This is a genomic window from Streptomyces sp. NBC_00083 (genome assembly GCF_026343295.1).
Taxonomy (GTDB): domain Bacteria; phylum Actinomycetota; class Actinomycetes; order Streptomycetales; family Streptomycetaceae; genus Streptomyces.
The window spans coordinates 191,162-217,877 of record NZ_JAPELY010000002.1; the positions used below are offsets into that span (position 1 = coordinate 191,162).

Here is a 26,716-nt window from a genome sequence, read left to right on the forward strand (position 1 = left end):
TTGACGACAAGTGCTCGACGTCAACTTCTTCGACGAGCTGCGGATCGGCCTCGCCACTGCTGACGACATTCGTCAGTGGTCACACGGTGAGGTCAAGAAGCCGGAGACCATCAACTACCGCACCCTCAAGCCCGAAAAGGACGGACTCTTCTGCGAGAAGATCTTCGGTCCGACCCGGGACTGGGAGTGCTACTGCGGCAAGTACAAGCGCGTCCGCTTCAAGGGCATCATCTGTGAGCGCTGTGGCGTAGAGGTCACGCGTGCCAAGGTGCGCCGCGAGCGGATGGGCCACATCGAGCTTGCCGCTCCCGTGACCCACATCTGGTACTTCAAGGGCGTTCCGTCGCGTCTTGGCTACCTGCTCGACCTCGCGCCGAAGGACCTCGAAAAGGTCATCTACTTCGCCGCGTACATGATCACGTTCGTGGACGAGGAGCGCCGTACGCGCGACCTGCCGTCGCTGGAGGCGCACGTCTCCGTCGAGCGTCAGCAGATCGAGAACCGTCGCGACTCGGACCTCGAAGCCCGCGCCAAGAAGCTCGAGAGCGACCTGGCCGAGCTTGAGGCCGAGGGTGCCAAGGCCGACGTGCGCCGCAAGGTGCGCGAGGGTGCCGAGCGTGAGATGAAGCAGCTGCGCGACCGTTCGCAGCGCGAGATCGACCGTCTCGACGAGGTGTGGAGCCGCTTCAAGAACCTCAAGGTCCAGGACCTCGAGGGCGACGAGCTGCTCTACCGCGAGCTGCGTGACCGCTTCGGCACGTACTTCGACGGCTCGATGGGTGCCGCTGCCCTGCAGAAGCGCCTGGAGACCTTCGACCTCGACGAGGAGGCCGAGCGCCTCCGCGAGATCATCCGCACCGGCAAGGGCCAGAAGAAGACCCGTGCGCTCAAGCGCCTCAAGGTCGTCTCCGCGTTCCTGCAGACCAGCAACAGCCCCAAGGGCATGGTGCTCGACTGCGTGCCGGTCATCCCGCCGGACCTGCGTCCGATGGTGCAGCTGGACGGTGGCCGCTTCGCGACCTCCGACCTGAACGACCTGTACCGCCGCGTGATCAACCGCAACAACCGCCTGAAGCGACTCCTTGACCTCGGCGCCCCCGAGATCATCGTGAACAACGAGAAGCGCATGCTTCAGGAGGCCGTCGACGCGCTCTTCGACAACGGCCGTCGTGGTCGCCCCGTCACGGGCCCCGGCAACCGTCCGCTGAAGTCGCTCTCCGACATGCTCAAGGGCAAGCAGGGTCGATTCCGTCAGAACCTGCTCGGCAAGCGTGTGGACTACTCCGCGCGTTCCGTCATCGTCGTCGGCCCGCAGCTCAAGCTGCACCAGTGCGGTCTGCCGAAGGCCATGGCGCTGGAGCTCTTCAAGCCGTTCGTGATGAAGCGCCTGGTCGACCTGAACCACGCGCAGAACATCAAGAGCGCCAAGCGGATGGTCGAGCGCGGCCGCACGGTCGTGTACGACGTCCTCGAAGAGGTCATCGCCGAGCACCCGGTTCTCCTGAACCGTGCGCCCACGCTGCACCGCCTCGGCATCCAGGCCTTCGAGCCCCAGCTGGTCGAGGGCAAGGCCATCCAGATCCACCCGCTCGTCTGCACCGCGTTCAACGCGGACTTCGACGGTGACCAGATGGCCGTCCACCTGCCGCTCTCCGCGGAGGCGCAGGCCGAGGCCCGCATCCTGATGCTGTCCTCGAACAACATCCTGAAGCCGGCCGACGGTCGCCCCGTCACGATGCCGACCCAGGACATGGTGCTCGGCCTCTTCTTCCTCACCACGGACGAAGAGGAGCGCGAGGTGAAGGGCGCCGGCCGCGCCTTCAACTCGACCGCCGAGGCGATCATGGCGTTCGACGCCCGGGAGCTCTCGCTCCAGGCGAAGATCGACATCCGCTTCCCGATCGGCACCGTCCCGCCGCGTGGCTGGACCCCGCCGCTCGACGAGGACGGTGAGACGACCTGGCAGCAGGGCGACTCGTTCCGTCTGCGGACGTCCCTGGGCCGCGCGCTCTTCAACGAGCTGCTGCCCGAGGACTACCCGTTCGTCGACTACTCGGTCGGCAAGAAGCAGCTCTCCGAGATCGTCAACGACCTCGCCGAGCGCTACCCCAAGGTCATCGTGGCGGCGACGCTCGACAACCTGAAGGCGGCCGGCTTCTTCTGGGCGACCCGTTCCGGCGTCACCGTCGCCGTCTCGGACATCGTCGTCCCGGAGGCCAAGAAGGCCATCGTCCAGGGCTACGAGGCCCAGGACGAGAAGGTGCAGAAGCAGTACGAGCGCGGCCTGATCACCAAGGACGAGCGCACGCAGGAACTCATCGCGATCTGGACCAAGGCGACCAACGAGGTTGCCGAGGCGATGAACGCGAACTTCCCCAAGACGAACCCCATCTTCATGATGGTTGACTCGGGTGCCCGAGGAAACATGATGCAGATGCGTCAGATCGCCGGTATGCGTGGTCTGGTGTCGAACGCGAAGAACGAGACCATCCCGCGTCCCATCAAGGCCTCGTTCCGCGAGGGCCTGACCGTGCTCGAGTACTTCATCTCGACCCACGGTGCCCGTAAGGGTCTCGCCGACACCGCCCTGCGTACCGCCGACTCGGGTTACCTGACCCGTCGTCTGGTGGACGTCTCGCAGGACGTCATCATCCGCGAGGAGGACTGCGGCACCGACCGCGGCCTCAAGCTCAAGATCGCGGAGCGGGGCGCCGACGGCGTGCTGCGCAAGACCGAGGACGTCGAGACCTCCGTCTACGCCCGCATGCTCGCCGAGGACGTCGTCGTCGACGGCAAGGTCATCGCGCCGGCCAACGTGGACCTCGGTGACGTGCTCATCGACGCCCTCGTGGGTGCGGGTGTCGAGGAGGTCAAGACCCGCTCGGTCCTGACCTGTGAGTCCGCGGTCGGCACCTGTGCCTTCTGCTACGGACGCTCGCTCGCCACCGGCAAGCTGGTCGACATCGGTGAGGCGGTCGGCATCATCGCCGCCCAGTCCATCGGTGAGCCCGGTACCCAGCTGACGATGCGTACCTTCCACACCGGTGGTGTGGCCGGTGACGACATCACGCAGGGTCTGCCGCGTGTCGTCGAGCTCTTCGAGGCCCGTACGCCCAAGGGTGTCGCGCCGATCTCGGAGGCCAAGGGCCGCGTCCGCATCGAGGAGACCGAGAAGACCAAGAAGCTCGTCGTCACCCCGGACGACGGCAGCGAGGAGACGGCGTTCCCGATCTCCAAGCGTGCCCGTCTCCTGGTCGGCGAGGGCGACGCGGTCGAGGTGGGCCAGAAGCTCACCGTCGGTGCCACCAACCCGCACGACGTGCTGCGGATCCTCGGTCAGCGTGCGGTCCAGGTCCACCTGGTCGGCGAAGTCCAGAAGGTCTACAACTCGCAGGGCGTGTCGATCCACGACAAGCACATCGAGATCATCATCCGGCAGATGCTGCGCCGCGTGACGATCATCGAGTCCGGCGACGCGGAGCTGCTGCCGGGCGAGCTCGTCGAGCGCTCGAAGTTCGAGACCGAGAACCGTCGTGTGGTCACGGAAGGCGGCCACCCGGCCTCCGGCCGTCCGCAGCTGATGGGTATCACCAAGGCCTCGCTGGCGACGGAATCCTGGCTGTCGGCCGCCTCCTTCCAGGAGACGACCCGAGTCCTGACGGATGCGGCGATCAACGCCAAGTCCGACAGCCTCATCGGCCTCAAGGAGAACGTCATCATCGGTAAGCTCATCCCGGCCGGTACGGGTCTGTCCCGCTACCGCAACATCCGGGTCGAGCCCACCGAAGAGGCCAAGGCCGCGATGTACTCGGCCGTCGGCTACGACGACATCGACTACTCGCCGTTCGGCACGGGCTCCGGCCAGGCCGTCCCGCTGGAGGACTACGACTACGGTCCGTACAACCAGTAAGGCGTACGTCTGACGCATCGAAGGGCGCCCACTCCGCTTCACGCGGGGTGGGCGCCCTTCGGGGTTCCCGGGGGCCGCCCGTCCTGCGCGCGCCCGGGACGGGGCCCTGGCCGGCCGTGGACGGCCGTCCACGGTGGCGGTGGCCGCCGGGGGGCGCCGCTCGTACGGGCGGGCTCCCGCAGGCGGAGCCGGGCCCGCCTGCGGGAGGGTCCGAAGGCGGGTCGCGAGTGGGGTTCGTCACCGGCGTGTCGTCCTGGACGGCATTTGTTTTGACCCAAGTCGATGCGGTAGGTACGCTCAGACCTTGTGCCTGGGGTGTGCCTGGGCTCCGCTGCGTGCCTACGTCCGCAGTACGAGCTTCTGGACCGGCCACCGCAATCTGCGCCTTCCTGCCTTCGGGCAGGGTCTGCAGTATTCGACACACCCGACCGCGTGGGTCGGAGACGTGTTCCAGGTTAGTTTTACTACGGCACACAGAAACCGGAGAAGTAGTGCCTACGATCCAGCAGCTGGTCCGGAAGGGCCGGCAGGACAAGGTCGAGAAGAACAAGACGCCCGCGCTCGAGGGTTCGCCCCAGCGCCGCGGCGTCTGCACGCGTGTGTTCACGACCACCCCGAAGAAGCCGAACTCGGCGCTCCGTAAGGTCGCGCGTGTGCGTCTGACCTCCGGCATCGAGGTCACGGCCTACATCCCGGGTGAGGGACACAACCTGCAGGAGCACTCCATCGTGCTCGTGCGTGGTGGCCGTGTGAAGGACCTGCCGGGTGTTCGTTACAAGATCATCCGCGGCTCGCTCGACACCCAGGGTGTCAAGAACCGCAAGCAGGCCCGCAGCCGCTACGGCGCCAAGAAGGAGAAGTAAGAATGCCTCGTAAGGGCCCCGCCCCGAAGCGCCCGGTCATCATCGACCCGGTCTACAGCTCTCCTCTTGTCACCTCGCTGATCAACAAGATCCTGCTGGACGGCAAGCGCTCCACCGCCGAGCGCATCGTCTACGGCGCCATGGAGGGCCTCCGCGAGAAGACCGGTGCTGACCCGGTCATCACGCTGAAGCGCGCTCTTGAGAACGTCAAGCCGTCTCTTGAGGTCAAGTCCCGCCGTGTCGGTGGCGCCACCTACCAGGTGCCGATCGAGGTCAAGCCCGGTCGCGCCGCCACCCTCGCGCTGCGCTGGGTCGTGGGTTACTCCCGCGCCCGCCGTGAGAAGACCATGACCGAACGCCTCATGAACGAGCTGCTCGACGCCTCCAACGGCCTCGGCGCTGCGGTCAAGAAGCGTGAGGACACCCACAAGATGGCCGAGTCCAACAAGGCCTTCGCGCACTACCGCTGGTAGTCGCTACCCACATCGAGACCGAGAGAAGACTGAGCCGATATGGCTACCACTTCACTTGACCTGGCCAAGGTCCGCAACATCGGGATCATGGCTCACATCGACGCGGGCAAGACGACCACCACCGAGCGGATCCTGTTCTACACCGGTGTGTCTTACAAGATCGGTGAGGTCCACGACGGCGCTGCCACGATGGACTGGATGGAGCAGGAGCAGGAGCGCGGCATCACCATCACGTCCGCCGCGACGACCTGCCACTGGCCGCTCGAGGACGTCGACCACACCATCAACATCATCGACACCCCGGGCCACGTGGACTTCACGGTCGAGGTGGAGCGTTCGCTCCGCGTCCTCGACGGTGCGGTCACCGTGTTCGACGGTGTCGCCGGTGTGGAGCCGCAGTCCGAGACGGTCTGGCGTCAGGCCGACCGTTACGGCGTTCCGCGTATCTGCTTCGTCAACAAGCTCGACCGGACCGGCGCCGAGTTCCACCGCTGCGTCGACATGATCGTGGACCGCCTCGGCGCCACCCCGATCGTGATGCAGCTGCCGATCGGTGCCGAGGCCAACTTCGAGGGCGTTGTGGACCTGGTCCGCATGAAGGCCCTCGTCTGGTCCGCGGAAGCGACCAAGGGCGAGATGTACGACGTCGTCGACATCCCGGCCACGCACGTCGAGGCTGCTGAAGAGTGGCGCGGCAAGCTGGTCGAGACCGTCGCCGAGAACGACGACCAGATCATGGAGCTCTTCCTGGAGGGCGTCGAGCCCACCGAGGAGCAGCTGTACGCCGCGGTGCGTCGCATCACGATCGCGTCCGGCAAGGGCGGCGACACCACCGTCACCCCCGTGTTCTGTGGCACCGCGTTCAAGAACAAGGGCGTCCAGCCCCTGCTCGACGCCGTCGTCCGCTACCTGCCTTCCCCCCTGGACGTCGAGGCCATCGAGGGCCACGACGTCAAGGACCCGGAGGTCGTGGTCAAGCGCAAGCCGTCCGACGAGGAGCCCCTCTCGGCGCTGGCGTTCAAGATCGCGAGCGACCCGCACCTGGGCAAGCTCACCTTCATCCGGATCTACTCCGGACGCCTTGAGGCCGGCACCGCGGTGCTGAACCCCATCAAGGGCAAGAAGGAGCGCATCGGCAAGATCTACCGCATGCACGCGAACAAGCGTGAGGAGATCGAGTCGGTGGGCGCCGGTGACATCGTCGCCGTCATGGGCCTGAAGCAGACCACCACCGGTGAGACGCTGTGCGACGACAAGGCCCCGGTCATCCTGGAGTCCATGGACTTCCCGGCGCCGGTCATCCAGGTCGCCATCGAGCCCAAGTCCAAGGGTGACCAGGAGAAGCTGGGTGTCGCCATCCAGCGTCTCGCGGAGGAGGACCCCTCCTTCCAGGTTCACTCGGACGAGGAGACCGGCCAGACCATCATCGGTGGTATGGGCGAGCTTCACCTCGACGTCCTCGTCGACCGTATGCGTCGCGAGTTCCGTGTCGAGGCGAACGTCGGCAAGCCGCAGGTCGCTTACCGCGAGACGATCCGCAAGGTCGTCGAGCGCGTGGACTACACCCACAAGAAGCAGACCGGTGGTACCGGTCAGTTCGCCAAGGTGCAGATCGCGATCGAGCCCATCGAGGGCGGCGAGGCGTCGTACGAGTTCGTGAACAAGGTCACCGGTGGCCGTATCCCCCGGGAGTACATCCCGTCGGTGGACGCGGGTGCGCAGGAGGCCATGCAGTTCGGCATCCTGGCCGGCTACGAGATGACTGGCGTCCGCGTCATCCTTCTCGACGGTGGCTACCACGAGGTCGACTCCTCCGAACTCGCGTTCAAGATCGCCGGTTCGCAGGCCTTCAAGGAGGCCGCGCGCAAGGCTTCGCCCGTGCTCCTCGAGCCGATGATGTCCGTCGAGGTCACCACGCCCGAGGACTACATGGGTGAAGTCATCGGCGACATCAACTCCCGCCGTGGCCAGATCCAGGCCATGGAGGAGCGCAGCGGCGCCCGCGTCGTGAAGGGCCTCGTGCCCCTCTCGGAGATGTTCGGCTACGTCGGCGACCTCCGCAGCAAGACCTCGGGTCGCGCAAGCTACTCGATGCAGTTCGACTCCTACGCCGAGGTTCCGCGGAACGTCGCCGAGGAGATCATCGCGAAGGCCAAGGGCGAGTAACTCTTCCGAGTTCACGCTTTAGGCTTGTCACCGGAGCCGCTGGGGCATTCGGCGTAAACCATCAGGTTTACGGTGAATGCCCCGGGCGGCCCCGGCATCCCAGCAAAGATCACCTGGCGCCGATGAGTAAGGCGTACCAGAACCACTCCGCAGGAGGACCCCAGTGGCGAAGGCAAAGTTCGAGCGGACTAAGCCGCACGTCAACATCGGCACCATCGGTCACATTGACCACGGTAAGACGACCCTCACGGCCGCCATTACCAAGGTGCTGCACGACGCGTACCCGGACCTGAACGAGGCCTCGGCCTTCGACCAGATCGACAAGGCTCCTGAGGAGCGCCAGCGCGGTATCACGATCTCGATCGCGCACGTCGAGTACCAGACCGAGTCGCGTCACTACGCCCACGTCGACTGCCCTGGTCACGCGGACTACATCAAGAACATGATCACGGGTGCCGCGCAGATGGACGGCGCGATCCTCGTGGTTGCCGCCACCGACGGCCCGATGCCGCAGACCAAGGAGCACGTGCTCCTGGCCCGCCAGGTCGGCGTTCCGTACATCGTCGTCGCCCTGAACAAGGCCGACATGGTGGACGACGAGGAGATCCTGGAGCTCGTCGAGCTCGAGGTCCGTGAGCTCCTCTCCGAGTACGAGTTCCCGGGCGACGACCTGCCGGTCGTCAAGGTCTCGGCGCTCAAGGCGCTCGAGGGCGACAAGGAGTGGGGCCAGTCGGTCCTGAACCTGATGGCCGCCGTCGACGAGGCGATCCCGCAGCCCGAGCGTGACGTCGACAAGCCGTTCCTGATGCCGATCGAGGACGTCTTCACGATCACCGGTCGTGGCACCGTCGTCACCGGTCGTATCGAGCGTGGTGTCCTCAAGGTCAACGAGACCGTCGACATCGTCGGTATCAAGACCGAGAAGACCACCACCACGGTCACCGGCATCGAGATGTTCCGCAAGCTGCTCGACGAGGGCCAGGCCGGTGAGAACGTCGGTCTGCTGCTTCGTGGCATCAAGCGCGAGGACGTCGAGCGCGGCCAGGTCATCATCAAGCCCGGTTCGGTCACGCCGCACACCGAGTTCGAGGCCCAGGCGTACATCCTGTCCAAGGACGAGGGTGGCCGTCACACGCCGTTCTTCAACAACTACCGCCCGCAGTTCTACTTCCGTACGACTGACGTGACCGGCGTCGTTACCCTCCCCGAGGGCACCGAGATGGTCATGCCGGGCGACAACACCTCCATGAACGTCGCGCTGATCCAGCCCGTCGCCATGGAGGAGGGCCTCAAGTTCGCCATCCGTGAGGGTGGCCGGACCGTGGGCGCCGGCCAGGTCGTCAAGATCACCAAGTAAGTACTTGGCTGTCTGACCTGGTAGCTCGCTGAGCTGTCAGAAGAGCCCCGCACCTTTCGAGGTGCGGGGCTCTTCGCGTTGCCCGCGGGCCGCCGGGCGCTCCGGGGTTCTCCGCGGTTCTTCGGGGTTCTTCGGGGTTCTACGGGCGCCAGGACCAGGGCGCCGCGTCGACGCCGAGCCCGAGGGCGACGGGCTGCCCGTCGTGGACGTACAGCGTGGGCGGCCCGGCCGGGACGACGCCTCGGCTGCGCTTCGACACCCGCCCGGCGCGCGCCAGTTGGACGCGCCCCCGCTCGTCCGTCCCCAGCACATGGCCGCCGGCCGCGGCGACCGGACCGTACCCGTCGAGCGCGACCGGCGGCGCCGGGGTGCCGTCCAGGTGTACGGAGGTGAGGTGCGGGGAGGCGGGGGAGCCGGGGTCCTCGCGGGCCTTCTTCGGGTCGGCGGAGGTGCGGTACAGGAGCTGTACGCCGCCGCCGATGCCTCCGCTGCCGCCGTCACCGAGCGGGACCGGGGCCACCGCGTCCACGGCGAGCGGCAGCCGGGACGGTACGGGGGCGAGGGGCCGGCCCGGGGCGCTCTGCGTCCAGTGGTGGACCGTGTCGGCGCCGGCCGCGAAGACGTGCACGCGCCCGCGCCCGTCGACGGCGGCGCTCAGACCCTCCTGTACGGAGTCGCCGCCCAGGTCGCGCCAGGGGGACCAGGTGCCGTCGGCCCCGCGCACCCGGGTGCTGACACCGCGGTCGGCGTTGCGCACGAAGAGGTGGACGCGTCCGTCGGGCGCCGCGACGGCCGTCGGCGGCCCGATCCGCCGGCCCCGGTCGTCCCCGCGCTCGGGGTTGCCGAGCCCCTGCCAGGCGGTGAACTCCCCGCCGGGCGCGGCCTGTTCGAGCAGGACCACCTCGCGGGTGTTGGCGCCGGACCGGCCCTGGAGCGAGGAGAAGCGCAATGCGCACAGGAGCTGCCGTCCGTCGGGCAGGGTGGCGCCGCCGAGGACGGGGGCGAGCGGCGACCCGCCGAGGTCCTGCGGGCCGCCCCACCGGTCGTCGGCGCTCCGGCTCCAGCGCACGGCCCGCAGGCCGAGGACGCCGTAGGCGTGGGCGCCGTCGTCGGAGACGAGCAGGCGCGGGCCGGGGTGGCGGTGGTGGGTGGACCGCACCCAGCCCTTCCAGTTGGTCAGGGGCCGTTTCCCGCCGACGTTGTAGTCGCCGCATCCGCCGGGGTTGCCGCACTGCCAGTCCTTGTCGCCGCCGTACGGCACGAGGTGCGCCGCCTTCTCGGCGAGGACGCCGGCGGGGAGGTTCTTGGGCCAGTGCCGGTTGTAGTAGGCGCGGTAGGCGGTGGCGAGGAAGGCGTTGCCGCGCTCGGCGTGCCGGATCATCGCGGCCCAGGCGAAGGAGGCGGCGGCGGTGTGGTCGGCGTGGTCGGAGTACCCCGGCTGCTCGGAGTCGTGCGAGCGGTCGGCGGGGGAGCTGTGCTGGATGTCCGGGTCGGGGTCGAGGGTCTGGACGAGGGTGGGGGAGTGGTCGGCGAGGAGCCCTTCGAGTACGTCGACCATGGAGTCGTACGTGTAGGCCTTGGCCCGGGTGAGCGGGGACCCTTCGGCGATGACGACGGGCAGCTGGAGGTGGTGGTCCTCCCACAGGCTCGGCAGTCCCATCCGTCCGCCGAGCGGGGTGTGCATGGCGGTGTTGAGGAACACCAACTCCACGCTGCGGCCCCGGTGTTGGAGCCGGTTGACCTCCGCGCGGTGCCCGCCGCGCAGCTCGGCGACGGACTTCTGCCAGGGCGTGTACTTGTCGAGCCCGAGCAGCGTGGCGTACGCCTGCCGCAGCCCCTGGTGCCGGGCGGACGAATAGGCCGCCTTGTCGTAGACGTGCGGCCCGCTGTCGCTCACCACCCGGTTGTCCCCGTTGGCCTCACCGCCGGTGACATACACACTCACCAGCGGGACGCCGGAGTCGAGGGTGTGCTGGGTGTCGGGGTTCATGAAGTAGAGGTCGTCGTCGGGGTGGGCGAGGATCTGGAGCAGGAGCGGGGTGCGGCCGGCTGCCGCGAGCGGCGCCGTCCCGACGGCCGCCCCGGCCCGCCCGCGCGAGGGCGCGCCACACCCCGCGAGCCCGACCCCGAGCCCGGCCGCGGCCAGCCCCCCCAACACCCCGCGCCGCCCCGGCCCAGCCGTGCCGTCCACGTACGTTCCACCCACCACTCGCCCCAATCCCGGCGACCCCGGGGGACGCGCGCCCAGTGAGACGGAAGAGCGGGGGGTGGGGTTGCCCGCGCGACGAGCGAGCTCTGGATGGCCGCGACGTCCGTGCTCTTCGGACCGCCAACTCGGGTCTGCCGCAACCGGATCCGCCTTTTGCCGAAGGCAGTGGCCCGTCACGGCCCGCCGGGACACACCGTTCGGATGCGCGTACGACGAGGCGGGCCGCCTTGCCGCGGTGAGGGGCGGGCTCGGGCACATCACCCAGGGCCGCGTCACTCTGCGCCAGAAGCAGCGACTGTCCCGCAAGCCGGACACCTGGCGGTACGCCTGGGACCCGGAGGACCGACTCACCTCCGTGATCACCCCGGACGGCGCGGTCTGGCGCTACCGCTACGACCCGCTCGGGCGCCGCGTCGCGAAGGAACGGATGGCGGGGGAGGTGGTGGCGGAGCGGGTGGCGTTCACCTGGGATGGCACCACCCTGTGCGAACAGACGAGCGCGTCGTCCGCGTCTCCCGCCGTGGTCACCCTGACCTGGGATCACGCGGGCATGCGCCCGATCGCCCAGACCGAACGAATATCCACGGCTTCCGAGGACTCGATCGACGAACGCTTCTTCGCGATCGTCACCGACCTGATCGGCACCCCGAGCGAGCTGGTGGACGAGCAGGGCGCCATGGCCTGGCGCACCCGTTCCACCCTGTGGGGCGCCACCACCTGGAACACCGACGCCCACGCCTACACCCCGCTCCGCTTCCCGGGCCAGTATTTCGACCCCGAGACGGGGCTGCACTACAACTACTTCCGGCATTACGACCCGGAAACCGCGCGCTATTTATCACCCGATCCACTGGGCCTGGTGGCGTCGCCAAACGCCGTCGCTTATGTTCCGAATCCCCATATGGGTATGGATCCGCTTGGGCTGTTTCACTGCCTGGACGAAGAGCATCTTTTCCGGGGGACGACACGGGGCTATGATGCGAGCAGCGGAACACAGGCCTCCGGCTTCACGCCGACATCGACCGATCCGGGAGTGGCGACTGTGTTCGCCCGGCACTCGGAGCAGTTCGGCGATGCGGTGGTCCAGTTGATCCCGCGAAGCGCGCTGGACGGGGTTCCGCTGGAGCCGGGATTCATACGAGCCGAAGCGGAAGTCGCAGTTGGTCTGCCTGCGTCCGAGCTCGCCCAGCGAGCCGGCGTCGAGATACCTGTGGGAGTTGCACACGACATTCTCAACCAGATGGGCATCCATGTGCCGAAGGTGCACGGATATCAGGGAATTAGTGATGCACTGGGGTTCGACGTACCAAAACTTTCAGCAGAACAGATCAAGCACTTTGTGGCGGAGGCATACAAGCATGGCGGTGCATAATAAGCTGCAGGTCCACTCGGTGGAGGAGTCGAGTGAGAATTCGGCTGTCTGCATTGTCAGGTGTGTGGGCGGAGTCGTGCGGACCGGACAGAAATTCGTCAGCGAGGCGGCGCCCGATGGCGGCGTTACCGAATGCGAGGTCATGCTGACCGCCATTGATCGCTACGGTCGTGACGTAGATTTCTTCGATCCGCCCCATGCCGCGAAGGTCCACCTGTCGGGCCGGGGGGTCTCCATGTTGCAGCCCGGCCTGATCCTCGTGGAGTGCGGCTGAGGGATCAGGGGCCGGCCCCATGCGGCTGGACCATCCGCGTGCCGCAGGCGTGGGTGTGTGTGACGTGGGGTACGCTTCCCGGCTGCGATTGGCCAGGCCGTGGGCTGGTATGGCAGACTGTCGGGGTTGCTCGGTTGAGTGCCGATGCTGCGCGTCTCCCGCCGGGAGGACCGGAAGCGAGTCCCACAGTACTCGTCGTCCCACGCTTCTCCAGAGATGAGAGGGGCAGGGGCGGACGTACGGGAATCTTCCGGGAAGTGTCAGCGGGGCTCCGGCCAGGCGTCCGGTGGGTGTTCTGCCCCCGATTGCGAGGTCTTGTGGCCCGCATCCCCTTGGTTGGGAAATTCCGTATGGGATTTCTGCGTAGAGGGAGTGCGACACGCCCGACCGCGTGGGTCGGAGACGGAAGTCAGTAGAACCCCCGGGTTCCAGAGCGTTACGAGACAAAGGACTACTAGGTAGCCATGGCGGGACAGAAGATCCGCATCCGGCTCAAGGCCTACGACCACGAGGTCATCGACTCCTCGGCGAAGAAGATCGTCGAGACGGTGACCCGCACTGGTGCGTCGGTCGCAGGCCCGGTGCCGCTGCCCACTGAGAAGAACGTGTACTGCGTCATCAAGTCGCCGCACAAGTACAAGGACTCTCGCGAGCACTTCGAGATGCGCACGCACAAGCGCCTCATCGACATTCTCGACCCCACGCCGAAGACGGTTGACTCGCTGATGCGCCTCGACCTGCCGGCCGGTGTCGACATCGAGATCAAGCTCTGAAGGGACGGGCCGAGATGAGCAAGAACATCAAGGGCGTCCTGGGCGAGAAGCTCGGCATGACCCAGGTCTGGGACGAGAACAACCGGGTTGTCCCGGTCACCGTCATCAAGGCCGGGCCGTGCGTCGTGACGCAGGTCCGCACGAACGACGTCGACGGCTACGAGTCGGTCCAGATCGCCTTCGGCGAGATTGACCCGCGCAAGGTGAACAAGCCCCTCAAGGGTCACTTCGCCAAGGCCGACGTGACGCCCCGCCGCCACCTGGTGGAGCTCCGCACCCCTGACGCCAGCGAGTACACGCTGGGCCAGGAGATCACTGCCGAGGTGTTCGAGTCCGGCGTCAAGGTCGACGTCACGGGCAAGAGCAAGGGCAAGGGCTTCGCCGGTGTCATGAAGCGTCACAACTTCAAGGGCCTCGGCGCCGGACACGGCGTCCAGCGCAAGCACCGCTCGCCCGGTTCCATCGGTGGCTGCGCCACCCCTGGCCGCGTGTTCAAGGGCGTCCGCATGGCGGGCCGCATGGGCAACGAGCGTGTCACCACCCAGAACCTGACCATCCACGCGGTTGACGCGGAGAAGGGTCTGCTCCTCATCAAGGGCGCGGTCCCCGGTCCGAACGGCGGCCTCGTCCTGGTCCGTACCGCGGCCAAGGGGGCTTGAGGTAATGAGCACCATTGACATCCTTTCGCCGGCAGGCGACAAGGCCGGTACCGTCGAGCTCCCCGCGGAGATCTTCGACGCGAAGACCAGCGTTCCGCTGATCCACCAGGTCGTCGTCGCACAGCTGGCAGCTGCCCGTCAGGGCACGCACAAGACCAAGACCCGCGGCGAAGTCCGTGGTGGTGGCCGCAAGCCGTACCGCCAGAAGGGCACCGGCCGCGCGCGCCAGGGTTCGACCCGTGCGCCGCAGTTCGCCGGCGGTGGCGTCGTCCACGGCCCGCAGCCGCGTGACTACTCGCAGCGCACCCCGAAGAAGATGAAGGCCGCCGCCCTGCGCGGTGCCCTCTCCGACCGGGCGCGCCACTCCCGCATCCACGTCGTCACCGGCGTGGTCGAGGGCACGGCTTCCACCAAGGCCGCCAAGACGCTGTTCGGCAAGATCTCGGAGCGCGCCAACCTGCTCCTGGTCGTCGAGCGCGCCGACGAGGCCGCGTGGCTGTCCGCCCGCAACCTGCCCCAGGTCCACATCCTGGAGCCGGGCCAGCTGAACACGTACGACGTGATCGTCTCCGACGACGTGGTCTTCACCCAGGCCGCTTTCGAGTCCTTCGTGTCTGGCCCCAAGGCCGATGACAACGAGGGGAGCGAGGCCTGATGGCCGAGATCACCAGCAAGACCTTCACGGACCCGCGCGACATTCTTGTCAAGCCGGTTGTGTCCGAGAAGAGCTACGCGCTGCTCGACGAGAACAAGTACACGTTCATCGTGAAGCCGGGCTCCAACAAGACCCAGATCAAGCAGGCCGTGGAAGCGGTCTTCTCGGTCAAGGTCACCGGGGTCAACACGATCAACCGCCAGGGCAAGCGCAAGCGCACGAAGACCGGTTTCGGCAAGCGCGCCGACACCAAGCGCGCCATCGTGACCCTTGCTGAGGGCGACCGTATCGACATCTTCGGCCAGGCCTCCTAACGGAGCGCCCTGGTCCGAATATCGGACGAGGACTGAGAAATGGGTATCCGCAAGTACAAGCCGACGACTCCGGGCCGTCGTGGCTCCAGCGTCGCCGACTTCGTCGAGATCACGCGGTCCACGCCGGAGAAGTCGCTGGTCCGCCCCCTGCACAGCAAGGGCGGCCGTAACAACACCGGTCGTGTGACCGTCCGTCACCAGGGCGGTGGCCACAAGCGTGCCTACCGCGTGATCGACTTCCGTCGTCACGACAAGGACGGCGTTCCGGCGAAGGTCGCTCACATCGAGTACGACCCCAACCGCACCGCGCGCATCGCGCTCCTGCACTACGCAGACGGCGAGAAGCGCTACATCATCGCGCCCCGTGGCCTGAACCAGGGTGACCGCGTTGAGAACGGCCCCGGGGCCGACATCAAGCCGGGCAACAACCTGGCGCTGCGCAACATCCCGGTCGGTACGACCATCCACGCCATCGAGCTGCGTCCCGGTGGCGGTGCGAAGTTCGCCCGCTCCGCGGGTGCTTCGGTGCAGCTGCTGGCGAAGGAGGGCACGATGGCCCACCTTCGTATGCCGTCCGGCGAAATTCGCCTGGTCGACGCCCGCTGCCGCGCCACCATCGGTGCGGTCGGCAACGCCGAGCAGTCGAACATCAACTGGGGCAAGGCCGGCCGTATGCGCTGGAAGGGCGTTCGCCCGTCCGTCCGCGGTGTCGCGATGAACCCGGTTGACCACCCGCACGGTGGTGGTGAGGGCAAGACCAGTGGTGGTCGCCACCCGGTCTCCCCGTGGGGTCAGAAGGAGGGTCGTACTCGCTCGCCGAAGAAGGCATCGAGCAAGTACATCGTCCGCCGCCGCAAGACGAACAAGAAGCGCTAGGAGCGGGTTTAGATGCCGCGCAGTCTCAAGAAGGGACCCTTCGTCGACGGACACCTCGTAAAGAAGGTGGACGCTCAGAACGAAGCTGGTACCAAGAACGTCATCAAGACCTGGTCCCGTCGCTCGATGATCATCCCGGCCATGCTCGGCCACACGATCGCGGTGCACAACGGCAAGACCCACGTCCCGGTGTTTGTCTCCGAGTCGATGGTCGGCCACAAGCTCGGCGAGTTCTCGCCGACTCGCACCTTCCGCGGCCACGTCAAGGACGACCGGAAGTCGAAGCGCCGCTAACGCGGGGTGGGTAACGACTATGACTTACACCGAAGGGACAACCATGGAAGCCAGGGCCCAGGCGCGGTACATCCGCGTCACGCCCATGAAGGCCCGCCGCGTGGTGGACCTTATCCGTGGCATGGATGCCACGGAGGCTCAGGCGGTCCTGCGCTTCGCCCCGCAGGCCGCGAGCGTGCCGGTCGGCAAGGTGCTGGACAGCGCCATTGCCAACGCCGCGCACAACTACGACCACACCGACGCCTCTTCGCTGGTCATCAGCGAGGCGTACGTGGACGAGGGCCCGACCCTGAAGCGGTTCCGTCCGCGTGCTCAGGGCCGTGCCTACCGGATCCGTAAGCGGACCAGCCACATCACCGTGGTCGTCAGCAGCAAGGAAGGAACCCGGTAATGGGCCAGAAGGTAAACCCGCACGGGTTCCGGCTCGGCATTACCACGGACTTCAAGTCCCGTTGGTACGCCGACAAGCTGTACAAGGACTACGTCAAGGAAGACGTCGCCATCCGTCGGATGATGACGTCCGGCATGGAGCGCGCCGGCATCTCGAAGGTTGAGATCGAGCGCACCCGTGACCGCGTGCGGGTGGACATCCACACCGCGCGTCCCGGCATCGTCATCGGCCGCCGTGGCGCCGAGGCCGACCGCATCCGCGGCGACCTCGAGAAGCTCACGGGCAAGCAGGTCCAGCTGAACATCCTCGAGGTCAAGAACCCCGAGATGGACGCTCAGCTGGTTGCTCAGGCCGTTGCCGAGCAGCTCTCCTCCCGCGTCTCCTTCCGTCGTGCCATGCGCAAGAGCATGCAGGGCACCATGAAGGCCGGCGCCAAGGGCATCAAGATCCAGTGTGGCGGCCGTCTCGGCGGCGCCGAGATGTCCCGCTCGGAGTTCTACCGCGAAGGCCGTGTGCCGCTGCACACCCTGCGCGCGAACATCGACTACGGCTTCTTCGAGGCCAAGACGACCTTCGGCCGCATCGGCGTGAAGGTCTGGATCTACAAGGGCGACGTCAAGAACATCGCCGAGGTTCGCGCCGAGAACGCAGCGGCCCGTGCGGGTAACCGCCCGGCCCGTGGTGGCGCCAACGACCGTCCGGCCGGTGGCCGCGGTGGTCGTGGCGGCGAGCGTGGCGGTCGCGGCCGCAAGCCGCAGCAGGCTGCGCCGGCTGCCGAGGCCCCCAAGGCCGAGGCTCCCGCCGCTGCCGCTCCGGCTGAGAGCACCGGAACGGAGGCCTGACCGAAATGCTGATCCCCCGTAGGGTCAAGCACCGCAAGCAGCACCACCCCAAGCGTCGCGGTATGGCCAAGGGTGGTACGACGGTTGCGTTCGGCGAGTACGGCATTCAGGCCCTCACGCCGGCGTACGTGACCAACCGCCAGATCGAGGCGGCTCGTATCGCGATGACCCGCCACATCAAGCGTGGCGGCAAGGTCTGGATCAACATCTACCCGGACCGCCCCCTGACGAAGAAGCCTGCCGAGACCCGCATGGGTTCCGGTAAGGGTTCTCCGGAGTGGTGGGTCGCGAACGTTCACCCGGGCCGGGTGATGTTCGAGCTGTCCTACCCGAACGAGAAGATTGCTCGTGAGGCGCTCACCCGAGCCGCTCACAAGCTCCCGATGAAGTGCCGCATCGTCCGGCGCGAGGCAGGTGAGGCGTGATGTCGGCCGGAACCAAGGCGTCCGAACTGCGCGAACTGGGCGACGAGGAGCTCCTCAACAAGCTCCGCGAAGCCAAGGAAGAGCTGTTCAACCTCCGCTTCCAGGCGGCGACGGGCCAGCTCGAGAACCACGGGCGGCTCAAGTCCGTCCGTAAGGACATCGCCCGGATCTACACCCTGATGCGCGAGCGCGAGCTGGGCATCGAGACGGTGGAGAGCGCCTGATGAGCGAGAAGAATGTGACTGAGACGACTGAAGCGCGCGGTTTCCGCAAGACCCGCGAGGGTCTGGTCGTCAGCGACAAGATGGACAAGACCGTCGTCGTCGCTGTCGAGGACCGTGTGAAGCACGCGCTGTACGGCAAGGTCATCCGCCGTACCAACAAGCTCAAGGCGCACGACGAGCAGAACGCTGCCGGCGTCGGCGACCGCGTCCTCATCATGGAGACGCGTCCGCTGTCGGCGAGCAAGCGCTGGCGCATCGTCGAGATCCTCGAGAAGGCCAAGTAATTACCTGAGGGGCTTCCCTCAGGTTGGTTCCGCCAGGCTCGGTCGGGGCTTGAGTCATCAAGCCCCGGCCGGGAACCGGCAGACGATCAGGAGATAGACGTGATCCAGCAGGAGTCGCGACTGCGCGTCGCCGACAACACTGGTGCGAAGGAAATCCTTTGCATCCGTGTGCTCGGTGGCTCCGGTCGCCGCTACGCGGGTATCGGTGACGTCATCGTCGCCACCGTCAAGGACGCGATCCCCGGTGGCAACGTGAAGAAGGGCGACGTCGTCAAGGCTGTCGTCGTGCGCACCGTCAAGGAGCGTCGTCGTCAGGACGGCTCGTACATCCGCTTCGACGAGAACGCGGCCGTCATCCTCAAGAACGATGGCGACCCCCGCGGCACCCGCATCTTCGGCCCGGTGGGCCGGGAGCTGCGCGAGAAGAAGTTCATGAAGATCATCTCGCTCGCGCCGGAGGTGCTGTAAGCATGAAGATCAAGAAGGGCGACCTGGTTCAGGTCATCACCGGTAAGGACAAGGGCAAGCAGGGCAAGGTCATCGCGGCCTTCCCCCGCGAAGACCGCGTCCTGGTCGAGGGTGTCAACCGGGTCAAGAAGCACACCAAGGCCGGCCAGACCGCTCGCGGTTCGCAGACCGGTGGCATTGTGACGACCGAGGCCCCGATCCACGTGAGCAACGTTCAGCTCGTCGTGGAGAAGGACGGCAACAAGGTCGTTACCCGCGTCGGTTTCCGCTTCGACGACGAGGGCAACAAGATCCGCGTTGCCAAGCGGACGGGTGAGGACATCTGATGGCTACCACCACCACTCCGCGTCTCAAGACGAAGTACCGCGAGGAGATCGCGGGCAAGCTGCGCGACGAGTTCTCGTACGAGAACGTCATGCAGATCCCCGGCCTCGTGAAGATCGTGGTCAACATGGGTGTGGGCGACGCCGCCCGCGACTCCAAGCTGATGGATGGCGCGGTTCGCGACCTCACCACGATCACCGGACAGAAGCCGGCCGTCACCAAGGCCCGCAAGTCCATCGCGCAGTTCAAGCTGCGCGAGGGTCAGCCGATCGGCTGCCACGTCACCCTCCGCGGTGACCGCATGTGGGAGTTCCTGGACCGTACGCTGTCGCTCGCGCTGCCGCGTATCCGTGACTTCCGTGGTCTGTCGCCGAAGCAGTTCGACGGCCGTGGCAACTACACCTTCGGTCTCACGGAGCAGGTCATGTTCCACGAGATCGACCAGGACAAGATCGACCGTACCCGGGGTATGGACATCACCGTGGTCACCACGGCGACCAACGACGACGAGGGCCGTGCCCTCCTTCGTCACCTCGGCTTCCCCTTCAAGGAGGCGTAAGCGAGATGGCGAAGAAGGCTCTCATCGCGAAGGCTGCCCGCAAGCCCAAGTTCGGTGTGCGCGGTTACACGCGCTGCCAGCGTTGCGGTCGTCCCCACTCCGTGTACCGCAAGTTCGGCCTGTGCCGCGTGTGCCTCCGTGAGATGGCTCACCGTGGCGAGCTGCCGGGCGTGACCAAGAGCTCCTGGTAATTCCCCGCTGTCCTTAGGGACTTGGGAATTTCCGGACGCTCTCGGTAAGTATCTGGTCGGCGGAGGCCCGACTCCCCATGCCGTAGGCTTGTGGGGTTGGGCGTCCGCCGCCCATAACGACTTACTACGCCGTAGGTCCCCGCACCGCACCCGTCCCGCCACTGAGTGGGGAGAGGGATGGCGCATACAGGAAACCGCGGCGAGAGAGGCCGAAGGCCGATTCATGACCATGACTGACCCGATCGCAGACATGCTCACTCGTCTGCGCAACGCTAACTCGGCGTACCACGACTCTGTCGTGATGCCGCACAGCAAGATCAAGTCGCACATCGCGGAGATCCTCCAGCAGGAGGGCTTCATCACTGGCTGGAAGGTCGAGGACGCCGAAGTCGGCAAGAACCTCGTCCTCGAGCTGAAGTTCGGGCCGAACCGTGAGCGCTCCATCGCGGGCATCAAGCGGATCTCGAAGCCCGGTCTGCGTGTGTACGCGAAGTCCACCAACCTGCCGAAGGTGCTCGGCGGCCTGGGCGTGGCGATCATCTCCACGTCCCACGGTCTGCTCACCGGCCAGCAGGCAGGCAAGAAGGGCGTAGGTGGGGAAGTCCTCGCCTACGTCTGGTAGTCGGGAACGGAGGAAAAGCTAATGTCGCGAATCGGCAAGCTCCCCATCCAGGTTCCCGCCGGTGTGGACGTCACCATCGATGGCCGTACGGTGCACGTGAAGGGCCCCAAGGGCTCCCTCACGCACGCTGTTGCGGCTCCCATCGAGATCGTGAAGGGTGAGGACGGCGTTCTTAACGTCACCCGCCCCAACGACGAGCGTCAGAACAAGGCCCTGCACGGCCTGTCCCGCACGCTGGTGGCCAACATGATCACCGGTGTGACCCAGGGATACATCAAGGCGCTCGAGATCAGCGGTGTCGGTTACCGCGTCCAGGCGAAGGGCTCCAACCTGGAGTTCGCGCTGGGATACAGCCACTCGATCACCGTCGAGGCCCCCGAAGGCATCACCTTCAAGGTCGAGTCGCCCACGAAGTTCTCGGTCGAGGGCATCGACAAGCAGAAGGTCGGCGAGGTCGCCGCGAACATCCGCAAGCTGCGGAAGCCCGACCCGTACAAGGCCAAGGGTGTCAAGTACGCCGGCGAAGTCATCCGCCGCAAGGTCGGAAAGGCTGGTAAGTAAGCCATGGCATACGGTGTGAAGATCGCCAAGGGCGACGCTTACAAGCGTGCCGCCAAGGCACGTCGCCACGTCCGCATCCGCAAGCACGTGTCGGGTACGGCGGAGCGTCCGCGCCTCGTCGTGACGCGTTCCAACCGCGGTATCACCGCTCAGGTCATCGACGACCTCAAGGGTCACACCCTGGCGTCGGCGTCGACTCTGGACGCGTCGATCCGTGGTGGCGAGGGCGACAAGTCCGCGCAGGCCAAGTCGGTCGGGGCCCTGGTCGCCGAGCGCGCCAAGGCCGCGGGCGTCGAGACCGTCGTGTTCGACCGTGGTGGCAACAGGTACGCCGGGCGCATTGCCGCTCTGGCTGACGCCGCCCGCGAAGCCGGGCTGAAGTTCTAAGCCCCGGTTCCGGGACTAACGGACGTAACAGAGAGAGGTAAATCCAATGGCTGGACCCCAGCGCCGCGGAAGCGGTGCCGGTGGCGGCGAGCGGCGGGACCGGAAGGGTCGCGACGGTGGCGCTGCCGCCGAGAAGACCGCTTACGTTGAGCGCGTTGTCGCGATCAACCGCGTTGCCAAGGTTGTCAAGGGTGGTCGCCGCTTCAGCTTCACCGCGCTGGTCGTGGTGGGCGACGGTGACGGCACCGTAGGTGTCGGTTACGGCAAGGCCAAGGAAGTTCCCGCGGCCATCGCCAAGGGTGTCGAGGAAGCCAAGAAGAACTTCTTCAAGGTTCCGCGCATCCAGGGCACGATCCCTCACCCGATCACGGGCGAGCGTGCGGCGGGCGTCGTGCTCCTGAAGCCGGCTGCCCCCGGTACCGGTGTTATCGCCGGTGGCCCGGTGCGCGCCGTTCTGGAGTGCGCCGGCGTTCACGACATCCTGTCGAAGTCGCTCGGCTCTTCCAACGCGATCAACATCGTGCACGCAACCGTGGCGGCCCTCAAGGGCCTGCAGCGTCCCGAGGAGATCGCGGCTCGCCGTGGTCTGCCCCTCGAGGCCGTTGCCCCCGCGGCTCTGCTCCGTGCTCGTGCGGGAGCGGGTGTCTAATGGCCCGCCTCAAGATCACGCAGACGAAGTCGTACATCGGCAGCAAGCAGAACCACCGCGACACCCTGCGTTCGCTCGGGCTCAAGCGCCTGAACGACGTGGTTGTCAAGGAGGACCGCCCCGAGTTCCGCGGCATGGTGCAGACCGTCCGCCACCTCGTGACGGTTGAGGAGGTCGACTGACATGGGCGAGAACAGCCCGCTGAAGGCCCATAACCTCCGTCCTGCCCCGGGAGCCAAGACCGCCAAGACCCGTGTGGGTCGTGGTGAGGCGTCCAAGGGTAAGACCGCAGGTCGTGGTACCAAGGGTACGAAGGCCCGCTACCAGGTTCCGCAGCGCTTCGAGGGTGGCCAGATGCCCCTCCACATGCGCCTGCCGAAGCTCAAGGGTTTCCGCAACCCGTTCCGCACCGAGTTCCAGGTCGTGAACCTGGACAAGCTCGGCGCTCTCTACCCCGAGGGTGGAGAGGTCACGGTGGCCGACCTGGTCGCCAAGGGCGCGGTGCGCAAGAACAGCCTCGTCAAGGTCCTGGGCCAGGGCGAGATCTCCGTGGCGCTGCAGGTTTCGGTTGACGCCGTTTCCGGCTCCGCCAAGGAGAAGATTGCCGCCGCCGGCGGCACCGTCACCGAGCTCGTCTGAGACAGCTTGATGGCTTGAACATCCGACCGGGGATGCCTCTCAAAAGGGGCATCCCCGGTTGGTCGTTCCTAGGGGGGCACGGTCGCCGGTAAGGTGGCGTGCACTGTCTAAGTTCCGTGCTGTGTGCCTGGACGGCTGCGGCACGGATTTTTGGCAGATCAAGACCTTCATTCCTTATTCGTCGAACCTCAAGACCGTCACCCTGACGCACTTGCGCGGGGGTCGCAGGAGGCACCGTGCTCACCGCGTTCGCCCAGGCGTTCAAGACGCCTGACCTGCGCAAGAAGCTGCTCTTCACACTCGGCATCATCGTGATCTACCGGCTCGGTACGCATGTGCCGATGCCCGGCGTGAACTACAAGAACGTGCAGACCTGTGTCGATCAGGCTCAGCAGAACAGCGGTCTGTTCGGCCTGGTCAACATGTTCAGCGGCGGCGCGCTGCTGCAGATCACGATCTTCGCGCTCGGCATCATGCCGTACATCACGGCGAGCATCATTCTGCAGCTGCTGACCGTGGTGATCCCGCGCCTGGAGGCCCTCAAGAAGGAGGGCCAGGCCGGCACGGCGAAGATCACGCAGTACACGCGTTATCTGACCGTGGCGCTGGCGATCCTGCAGGGCACCGGTCTCGTGGCCACGGCCCGCAACGGCGCCCTCTTCAGCGGCTGCCAGGTCGCCACGGAGATCATCCCGAACCGCTCGATCTTCACCACCATCACGATGGTCGTCACGATGACCGCCGGTACCGCCTGCGTCATGTGGCTCGGTGAGGTCATCACCGACCGCGGCATCGGCAACGGCATGTCCATCCTGATGTTCATCTCGATCGCCTCCAGCTTCCCGAGCTCCCTGTGGGCCATCAAGAAGCAGGGCCACCTGGCCGGTGGCTGGATCGAGTTCGGCACCGTGCTCCTGGTCGGCCTCGTCATGGTCGGGCTCGTGGTCTTCGTCGAACAGGCACAGCGGCGCGTTCCCGTGCAGTACGCGAAGCGCATGATCGGCCGCAGGTCGTACGGCGGAACCTCGACCTACATTCCGCTGAAGGTCAATCAGGCGGGTGTGATCCCCGTCATCTTCGCTTCGTCGCTGCTCTACATCCCGGCCCTGATCGTCCAGTTCTCGAACTCGACGGCCGGCTGGGCGACCTGGGTCAAGGACAACTTGACCAAGGGCGACCATCCTTACTACATCGTCAGCTACTTCCTGCTGATCGTTTTCTTCGCGTTCTTCTACGTGGCGATCTCGTTCAACCCCGAGGAAGTCGCCGACAACATGAAGAAGTATGGTGGCTTCATCCCGGGCATCCGGGCTGGCCGACCGACCGCTGAGTACCTGAGCTACGTACTCAACCGGATCACCTGGCCGGGGTCGCTGTATCTGGGGCTGATCGCGCTCGTACCGACAATGGCGTTGATCATCTTCGGCGGCGTCCAGAGCTTCCCGCTCGGCGGGACGAGCATCCTCATCATCGTGGGTGTGGGTCTGGAAACCGTTAAGCAGATCGAGAGCCAGCTTCAGCAGCGCAATTACGAAGGGTTCCTCCGCTGATGCGAATCGTCCTCGTTGGACCGCCCGGTGCGGGCAAGGGAACGCAGGCCGCGTTCCTTGCCAAGAACCTGGCGATCCCGCACATCTCCACGGGCGACCTCTTCCGTGCCAACATCAGCCAGGGCACGGACCTGGGCAAGCAGGCCAAGGCGTACATGGACGCCGGCAACCTGGTGCCGGACGAGGTCACCATCGGGATGGCCAAGGACCGCATGGAAGCGCCGGACGCCGAGAACGGCTTCCTGCTCGACGGCTTCCCGCGCAACGTGGTGCAGGCCGAGGCGCTCGACGAGGTGCTGAAGGCGGACGGCGTCAAGCTGGACGCCGTGCTCGACCTCGAAGTGCCCGAGGACGAGGTCGTCAAGCGGATCGCCGGCCGGCGGATCTGCCGCAACGACAGCGCGCACGTCTTCCACGTGGTGTACAACGCCCCGAAGCGGGACGGCGTCTGCGACGAGTGCGGCGGCGAGCTGTACCAGCGCGGTGACGACACCGAGGACACCGTGCGCAAGCGGCTCGAGGTCTACCACAGCGAGACCGAGCCCATCATCGACTACTACCGGGCGCAGGGGCTGGTCATCACGATCTCCGCGCTGGGCAAGGTGGATGAGGTCACGAAGAAGGCGATGGACGCGTTGCGCCGCGAAGCGGCGTAGTTCTCGCACCCAGCACTGCATGCGGCCGCGGTACCCCTCCGGGGGCGCCGCGGCCGCCGCATCGTACCCCGGTGCACGGCTCCGGGTGGTGCCGGGTGCCCTACTAGGGGCGCGGGGAACTGCGCGGGTGACCCAGCACGGTCCGCAGTCGACGGCCGGGGGCCGGGAGGACGGCCCCACCCCGCCCCTTCCCTAAACCCTCCGGGGGAGGGAAGGGGGGCTGGGGTTCAGGAACTGGGGCTCTGCCCCAGACCCCGTTCGCGCCTGAAGGGTGCTCGTCCTCAAACGCCGGACGGGCTGAGGTGGCCCCGGTCGGGCCGGTGTCGGGCCGCACGGGCAGGGTGGGCGGCACCCTTGGCCGTGGGGCGGGGATGCGTATGCCGCCCGGGTGGGGAACGGGACGCCGTATCGTTGGGGGTGACCCATACCTGTCCAGAAAGGCGTGAGCCGCACATGGTGGAGATCAAGACCCCCGAGCAGATCGCGAAGATGCGCGAGGCGGGACTGGTCGTCGCCGCGATCCACGCCGCCACCCGCGAGGCCGCAGTGCCCGGGTCCACGACGAAGGACCTGGACGAAGTCGCCCGCAAGGTGATCGCCGAGCACGGCGCGAAGTCCAACTTCCTGGGCTACGGCGGGTTCCCCGCCACCATCTGCACCTCGGTCAACGAGGTCGTCGTCCACGGCATCCCCGACGACAAGACCGTCCTCAAGGACGGCGACATCATCTCCATCGACGCCGGCGCGATCATCGACGGCTGGCACGGCGACGCCGCGTACACCGCGTTCGTCGGCTCCGGCCACGCGCCCGAGCTGATCGAGCTCTCCCGGGTGACCGAGGAGTCGATGTGGGCCGGCCTCGCCGCGGTGAAGAAGGGCAACAAGCTCATCGACGTCTCGCGCGCGATCGAGTCGTACATCCGCCGCCAGCCGCGCCCCTCGACCGGCAAGTACGGGATCGTCGAGGACTACGGCGGCCACGGCATCGGTTCCGAGATGCACATGGACCCGCACCTCCTGAACTACGTCGACAAGCGCCGCATGCTCGGCCGCCACAACCCGAAGCTCATCCCCGGCTTCTGCCTGGCGATCGAGCCGATGGTCTCCCTGGGCACGCCCCGCACGGAGGTCCTGGAGGACGACTGGACCGTCATCACGACGGACGGTTCCTGGTCCTCGCACTGGGAGCACTCGGTCGCCCTGACGGAGAACGGCCCGCTGGTCCTGACGATGCCGGACGGCGGCAAGGCGAAGCTGGCGGAGTACGGGGTCACCACGGCTCCTGACCCGCTGGGCTGACCGTCCCCCAGACCCCTGCCGCCCCCCTTCCCGCGAGTCGCCGTGCGACCCGCTGCGGCAGGCATCTATGTCTGGTCGCTTAAGGATCTACGATGGCGGGCAAACTCCCCGGATTCGTCTTTTCGAGTGGCCTGTCGTAGACTGATGCGTCGGCTCTCGTGTACCCGTGTGTCCACACACGGCTGCGGGAGTCGATCAAGGTAGCCGATTCGAAAGGCGAAGCGTGGCCAAGAAGCAAGGTGCCATCGAAATCGAGGGCACCGTGATCGAGTCCCTCCCGAACGCCATGTTCAAGGTGGAACTCCAGAACGGTCACAAGGTCCTCGCGCACATCAGCGGCAAGATGCGGATGCACTACATCCGTATCCTCCCCGATGACCGGGTCGTAGTGGAGCTTTCTCCGTACGACCTGACGCGTGGCCGGATCGTCTACCGGTACAAGTAGATCTT

Annotated in this window: 32 protein-coding genes and 1 pseudogene; 32 read left to right on the forward strand and 1 reads right to left on the reverse strand. The window is 66.5% G+C overall.

Features of this window, described 5'->3' with window-relative positions:
- Nucleotides 1-10: 10 nt before the first annotated feature.
- The 5 genes from OOJ98_RS17315 to tuf all read left to right on the forward strand — a co-directional run bounded on the left by OOJ98_RS17315 (nucleotide 11) and on the right by tuf (nucleotide 8,769).
- Nucleotides 11-3,910, forward strand: a complete 3,900-nt coding sequence (locus OOJ98_RS17315; protein WP_267055807.1) for a DNA-directed RNA polymerase subunit beta' — start codon at nucleotides 11-13, stop codon at nucleotides 3,908-3,910.
- Between the two features lie 491 nt (nucleotides 3,911-4,401).
- Nucleotides 4,402-4,773, forward strand: a complete 372-nt coding sequence (gene rpsL / locus OOJ98_RS17320; protein ID WP_003948652.1) for a 30S ribosomal protein S12 — start codon at nucleotides 4,402-4,404, stop codon at nucleotides 4,771-4,773.
- A gap of 2 nt (nucleotides 4,774-4,775) precedes the next feature.
- Nucleotides 4,776-5,246 (forward strand): 30S ribosomal protein S7, encoded by a 471-nt coding sequence (gene rpsG / locus OOJ98_RS17325; protein ID WP_018101248.1) that lies wholly within the window; start codon nucleotides 4,776-4,778, stop codon nucleotides 5,244-5,246.
- 39 nt (nucleotides 5,247-5,285) lie between these two features.
- Nucleotides 5,286-7,412, forward strand: a complete 2,127-nt coding sequence (gene fusA, locus OOJ98_RS17330; RefSeq protein ID WP_267055808.1) for an elongation factor G — start codon at nucleotides 5,286-5,288, stop codon at nucleotides 7,410-7,412.
- 163 nt (nucleotides 7,413-7,575) lie between these two features.
- Nucleotides 7,576-8,769 (forward strand): elongation factor Tu, encoded by a 1,194-nt coding sequence (tuf, locus tag OOJ98_RS17335; protein WP_267055809.1) that lies wholly within the window; start codon nucleotides 7,576-7,578, stop codon nucleotides 8,767-8,769.
- 139 nt (nucleotides 8,770-8,908) lie between these two features.
- Here the strand turns inward: tuf and OOJ98_RS17340 are convergent, their stop codons facing one another.
- Complete coding sequence (locus OOJ98_RS17340; RefSeq protein ID WP_267055810.1) at nucleotides 8,909-10,960, reverse strand: PIG-L family deacetylase; 2,052 nt, start codon at nucleotides 10,958-10,960, stop codon at nucleotides 8,909-8,911.
- A gap of 280 nt (nucleotides 10,961-11,240) precedes the next feature.
- Between OOJ98_RS17340 and OOJ98_RS17345 the strand changes: the two are divergent.
- The 27 genes and pseudogenes from OOJ98_RS17345 to infA form a co-directional block, all read left to right on the forward strand.
- Nucleotides 11,241-12,350: pseudogene (locus OOJ98_RS17345) on the forward strand (RHS repeat domain-containing protein); the annotation flags it as partial.
- Between the two features lie 64 nt (nucleotides 12,351-12,414).
- On the forward strand, nucleotides 12,415-12,624 hold the full coding sequence (locus OOJ98_RS17350; RefSeq protein ID WP_267055812.1) for a hypothetical protein: 210 nt from the start codon (nucleotides 12,415-12,417) through the stop codon (nucleotides 12,622-12,624).
- A gap of 464 nt (nucleotides 12,625-13,088) precedes the next feature.
- Nucleotides 13,089-13,397, forward strand: coding sequence for a 30S ribosomal protein S10 (gene rpsJ, locus OOJ98_RS17355; protein ID WP_003948644.1), 309 nt, complete (start codon nucleotides 13,089-13,091; stop codon nucleotides 13,395-13,397).
- A gap of 14 nt (nucleotides 13,398-13,411) precedes the next feature.
- Nucleotides 13,412-14,056 carry a 50S ribosomal protein L3 gene (gene rplC, locus OOJ98_RS17360; protein ID WP_120721902.1) on the forward strand — a complete coding sequence of 215 codons (645 nt, stop codon included), beginning with the start codon at nucleotides 13,412-13,414 and terminating at the stop codon, nucleotides 14,054-14,056.
- 4 nt (nucleotides 14,057-14,060) lie between these two features.
- The gene (rplD, locus tag OOJ98_RS17365; protein ID WP_100578119.1) at nucleotides 14,061-14,711 is read left to right on the forward strand and encodes a 50S ribosomal protein L4; all 651 of its coding nucleotides are present in this window, start codon (nucleotides 14,061-14,063) and stop codon (nucleotides 14,709-14,711) included.
- Complete coding sequence (rplW, locus tag OOJ98_RS17370; RefSeq protein WP_053727606.1) at nucleotides 14,711-15,025, forward strand: 50S ribosomal protein L23; 315 nt, start codon at nucleotides 14,711-14,713, stop codon at nucleotides 15,023-15,025. Before rplD ends, rplW begins: the two co-directional genes overlap by 1 nt.
- Before the next feature lie 39 nt (nucleotides 15,026-15,064).
- Nucleotides 15,065-15,901: a 50S ribosomal protein L2 gene (rplB, locus tag OOJ98_RS17375; RefSeq protein WP_267055813.1), complete on the forward strand. Its 837-nt coding sequence runs from the start codon at nucleotides 15,065-15,067 to the stop codon at nucleotides 15,899-15,901.
- Nucleotides 15,902-15,913: 12 nt separating this feature from the next.
- A complete protein-coding gene (rpsS, locus tag OOJ98_RS17380; RefSeq protein WP_100578122.1) occupies nucleotides 15,914-16,195 on the forward strand; it encodes a 30S ribosomal protein S19 in 282 nt (93 codons plus the stop codon).
- A 43-nt stretch (nucleotides 16,196-16,238) separates the two neighbouring features.
- Nucleotides 16,239-16,586, forward strand: a complete 348-nt coding sequence (gene rplV, locus OOJ98_RS17385) for a 50S ribosomal protein L22 (RefSeq protein WP_004571827.1) — start codon at nucleotides 16,239-16,241, stop codon at nucleotides 16,584-16,586.
- A complete protein-coding gene (gene rpsC / locus OOJ98_RS17390; RefSeq protein WP_053727609.1) occupies nucleotides 16,586-17,428 on the forward strand; it encodes a 30S ribosomal protein S3 in 843 nt (280 codons plus the stop codon). The genes rplV and rpsC overlap by 1 nt, the downstream gene beginning before the upstream one ends.
- 5 nt (nucleotides 17,429-17,433) lie before the next feature.
- Nucleotides 17,434-17,853 carry a 50S ribosomal protein L16 gene (rplP, locus tag OOJ98_RS17395; RefSeq protein ID WP_053727610.1) on the forward strand — a complete coding sequence of 140 codons (420 nt, stop codon included), beginning with the start codon at nucleotides 17,434-17,436 and terminating at the stop codon, nucleotides 17,851-17,853.
- On the forward strand, nucleotides 17,853-18,077 hold the full coding sequence (gene rpmC / locus OOJ98_RS17400; RefSeq protein ID WP_003966952.1) for a 50S ribosomal protein L29: 225 nt from the start codon (nucleotides 17,853-17,855) through the stop codon (nucleotides 18,075-18,077). The genes rplP and rpmC overlap by 1 nt, the downstream gene beginning before the upstream one ends.
- Nucleotides 18,077-18,361, forward strand: coding sequence for a 30S ribosomal protein S17 (gene rpsQ / locus OOJ98_RS17405; protein WP_100578124.1), 285 nt, complete (start codon nucleotides 18,077-18,079; stop codon nucleotides 18,359-18,361). Before rpmC ends, rpsQ begins: the two co-directional genes overlap by 1 nt.
- A gap of 99 nt (nucleotides 18,362-18,460) precedes the next feature.
- Complete coding sequence (gene rplN, locus OOJ98_RS17410) at nucleotides 18,461-18,829, forward strand: 50S ribosomal protein L14 (protein WP_053727611.1); 369 nt, start codon at nucleotides 18,461-18,463, stop codon at nucleotides 18,827-18,829.
- A gap of 2 nt (nucleotides 18,830-18,831) precedes the next feature.
- Nucleotides 18,832-19,155, forward strand: a complete 324-nt coding sequence (gene rplX / locus OOJ98_RS17415; protein WP_053727612.1) for a 50S ribosomal protein L24 — start codon at nucleotides 18,832-18,834, stop codon at nucleotides 19,153-19,155.
- Entirely contained in the window at nucleotides 19,155-19,712 is a 558-nt protein-coding gene (gene rplE / locus OOJ98_RS17420; RefSeq protein ID WP_267055814.1) for a 50S ribosomal protein L5, read from the forward strand. Before rplX ends, rplE begins: the two co-directional genes overlap by 1 nt.
- Nucleotides 19,713-19,717: 5 nt before the next feature.
- Nucleotides 19,718-19,903, forward strand: a complete 186-nt coding sequence (locus OOJ98_RS17425; RefSeq protein WP_003948630.1) for a type Z 30S ribosomal protein S14 — start codon at nucleotides 19,718-19,720, stop codon at nucleotides 19,901-19,903.
- Between the two features lie 223 nt (nucleotides 19,904-20,126).
- Nucleotides 20,127-20,525, forward strand: coding sequence for a 30S ribosomal protein S8 (rpsH, locus tag OOJ98_RS17430; protein WP_003966947.1), 399 nt, complete (start codon nucleotides 20,127-20,129; stop codon nucleotides 20,523-20,525).
- 21 nt (nucleotides 20,526-20,546) lie between these two features.
- Nucleotides 20,547-21,086 carry a 50S ribosomal protein L6 gene (gene rplF / locus OOJ98_RS17435; RefSeq protein WP_267055815.1) on the forward strand — a complete coding sequence of 180 codons (540 nt, stop codon included), beginning with the start codon at nucleotides 20,547-20,549 and terminating at the stop codon, nucleotides 21,084-21,086.
- A 3-nt stretch (nucleotides 21,087-21,089) separates the two neighbouring features.
- Nucleotides 21,090-21,473, forward strand: a complete 384-nt coding sequence (gene rplR / locus OOJ98_RS17440; protein ID WP_100578126.1) for a 50S ribosomal protein L18 — start codon at nucleotides 21,090-21,092, stop codon at nucleotides 21,471-21,473.
- Between the two features lie 46 nt (nucleotides 21,474-21,519).
- Nucleotides 21,520-22,122, forward strand: a complete 603-nt coding sequence (gene rpsE, locus OOJ98_RS17445) for a 30S ribosomal protein S5 (RefSeq protein WP_267055816.1) — start codon at nucleotides 21,520-21,522, stop codon at nucleotides 22,120-22,122.
- Nucleotides 22,122-22,304, forward strand: a complete 183-nt coding sequence (gene rpmD / locus OOJ98_RS17450; RefSeq protein WP_053682614.1) for a 50S ribosomal protein L30 — start codon at nucleotides 22,122-22,124, stop codon at nucleotides 22,302-22,304. The genes rpsE and rpmD overlap by 1 nt, the downstream gene beginning before the upstream one ends.
- Before the next feature lies 1 nt (nucleotide 22,305).
- Nucleotides 22,306-22,761 carry a 50S ribosomal protein L15 gene (gene rplO, locus OOJ98_RS17455; protein WP_120721896.1) on the forward strand — a complete coding sequence of 152 codons (456 nt, stop codon included), beginning with the start codon at nucleotides 22,306-22,308 and terminating at the stop codon, nucleotides 22,759-22,761.
- Between the two features lie 236 nt (nucleotides 22,762-22,997).
- A complete protein-coding gene (secY, locus tag OOJ98_RS17460) occupies nucleotides 22,998-24,311 on the forward strand; it encodes a preprotein translocase subunit SecY (RefSeq protein WP_267055817.1) in 1,314 nt (437 codons plus the stop codon).
- Nucleotides 24,311-24,967 carry an adenylate kinase gene (locus tag OOJ98_RS17465; RefSeq protein WP_267055818.1) on the forward strand — a complete coding sequence of 219 codons (657 nt, stop codon included), beginning with the start codon at nucleotides 24,311-24,313 and terminating at the stop codon, nucleotides 24,965-24,967. The genes secY and OOJ98_RS17465 overlap by 1 nt, the downstream gene beginning before the upstream one ends.
- 453 nt (nucleotides 24,968-25,420) lie before the next feature.
- Nucleotides 25,421-26,266, forward strand: coding sequence for a type I methionyl aminopeptidase (gene map, locus OOJ98_RS17470; RefSeq protein ID WP_267055819.1), 846 nt, complete (start codon nucleotides 25,421-25,423; stop codon nucleotides 26,264-26,266).
- A 223-nt stretch (nucleotides 26,267-26,489) separates the two neighbouring features.
- Nucleotides 26,490-26,711 carry a translation initiation factor IF-1 gene (gene infA / locus OOJ98_RS17475; protein WP_003956442.1) on the forward strand — a complete coding sequence of 74 codons (222 nt, stop codon included), beginning with the start codon at nucleotides 26,490-26,492 and terminating at the stop codon, nucleotides 26,709-26,711.
- Nucleotides 26,712-26,716 lie beyond the last annotated feature (5 nt).

What these genes read in the sequence shown, in the direction of transcription:
- OOJ98_RS17425 (WP_003948630.1), top strand. Translation starts at nt 19,718, where the DNA reads ATGGCGAAGAAGGCTCTCATCGCGAAGGCTGCCCGCAAGCCCAAGTTC.
- rplF (WP_267055815.1), top strand. Translation starts at nt 20,547, where the DNA reads ATGTCGCGAATCGGCAAGCTCCCCATCCAGGTTCCCGCCGGTGTGGAC.
- rplX (WP_053727612.1), top strand. Translation starts at nt 18,832, where the DNA reads ATGAAGATCAAGAAGGGCGACCTGGTTCAGGTCATCACCGGTAAGGAC.
- rpsE (WP_267055816.1), top strand. Translation starts at nt 21,520, where the DNA reads ATGGCTGGACCCCAGCGCCGCGGAAGCGGTGCCGGTGGCGGCGAGCGG.
- rplV (WP_004571827.1), top strand. Translation starts at nt 16,239, where the DNA reads ATGGAAGCCAGGGCCCAGGCGCGGTACATCCGCGTCACGCCCATGAAG.
- rplE (WP_267055814.1), top strand. Translation starts at nt 19,155, where the DNA reads ATGGCTACCACCACCACTCCGCGTCTCAAGACGAAGTACCGCGAGGAG.
- rplD (WP_100578119.1), top strand. Translation starts at nt 14,061, where the DNA reads ATGAGCACCATTGACATCCTTTCGCCGGCAGGCGACAAGGCCGGTACC.
- OOJ98_RS17465 (WP_267055818.1), top strand. Translation starts at nt 24,311, where the DNA reads ATGCGAATCGTCCTCGTTGGACCGCCCGGTGCGGGCAAGGGAACGCAG.
- rpmD (WP_053682614.1), top strand. Translation starts at nt 22,122, where the DNA reads ATGGCCCGCCTCAAGATCACGCAGACGAAGTCGTACATCGGCAGCAAG.
- rpsH (WP_003966947.1), top strand. Translation starts at nt 20,127, where the DNA reads ATGACCATGACTGACCCGATCGCAGACATGCTCACTCGTCTGCGCAAC.
- rpsQ (WP_100578124.1), top strand. Translation starts at nt 18,077, where the DNA reads ATGAGCGAGAAGAATGTGACTGAGACGACTGAAGCGCGCGGTTTCCGC.
- rplO (WP_120721896.1), top strand. Translation starts at nt 22,306, where the DNA reads ATGGGCGAGAACAGCCCGCTGAAGGCCCATAACCTCCGTCCTGCCCCG.
- map (WP_267055819.1), top strand. Translation starts at nt 25,421, where the DNA reads ATGGTGGAGATCAAGACCCCCGAGCAGATCGCGAAGATGCGCGAGGCG.
- rpsC (WP_053727609.1), top strand. Translation starts at nt 16,586, where the DNA reads ATGGGCCAGAAGGTAAACCCGCACGGGTTCCGGCTCGGCATTACCACG.
- rpsG (WP_018101248.1), top strand. Translation starts at nt 4,776, where the DNA reads ATGCCTCGTAAGGGCCCCGCCCCGAAGCGCCCGGTCATCATCGACCCG.
- rplB (WP_267055813.1), top strand. Translation starts at nt 15,065, where the DNA reads ATGGGTATCCGCAAGTACAAGCCGACGACTCCGGGCCGTCGTGGCTCC.
- rplC (WP_120721902.1), top strand. Translation starts at nt 13,412, where the DNA reads ATGAGCAAGAACATCAAGGGCGTCCTGGGCGAGAAGCTCGGCATGACC.
- fusA (WP_267055808.1), top strand. Translation starts at nt 5,286, where the DNA reads ATGGCTACCACTTCACTTGACCTGGCCAAGGTCCGCAACATCGGGATC.
- rpmC (WP_003966952.1), top strand. Translation starts at nt 17,853, where the DNA reads ATGTCGGCCGGAACCAAGGCGTCCGAACTGCGCGAACTGGGCGACGAG.
- rplR (WP_100578126.1), top strand. Translation starts at nt 21,090, where the DNA reads ATGGCATACGGTGTGAAGATCGCCAAGGGCGACGCTTACAAGCGTGCC.
- rplP (WP_053727610.1), top strand. Translation starts at nt 17,434, where the DNA reads ATGCTGATCCCCCGTAGGGTCAAGCACCGCAAGCAGCACCACCCCAAG.
- rpsJ (WP_003948644.1), top strand. Translation starts at nt 13,089, where the DNA reads ATGGCGGGACAGAAGATCCGCATCCGGCTCAAGGCCTACGACCACGAG.
- rpsS (WP_100578122.1), top strand. Translation starts at nt 15,914, where the DNA reads ATGCCGCGCAGTCTCAAGAAGGGACCCTTCGTCGACGGACACCTCGTA.
- rplW (WP_053727606.1), top strand. Translation starts at nt 14,711, where the DNA reads ATGGCCGAGATCACCAGCAAGACCTTCACGGACCCGCGCGACATTCTT.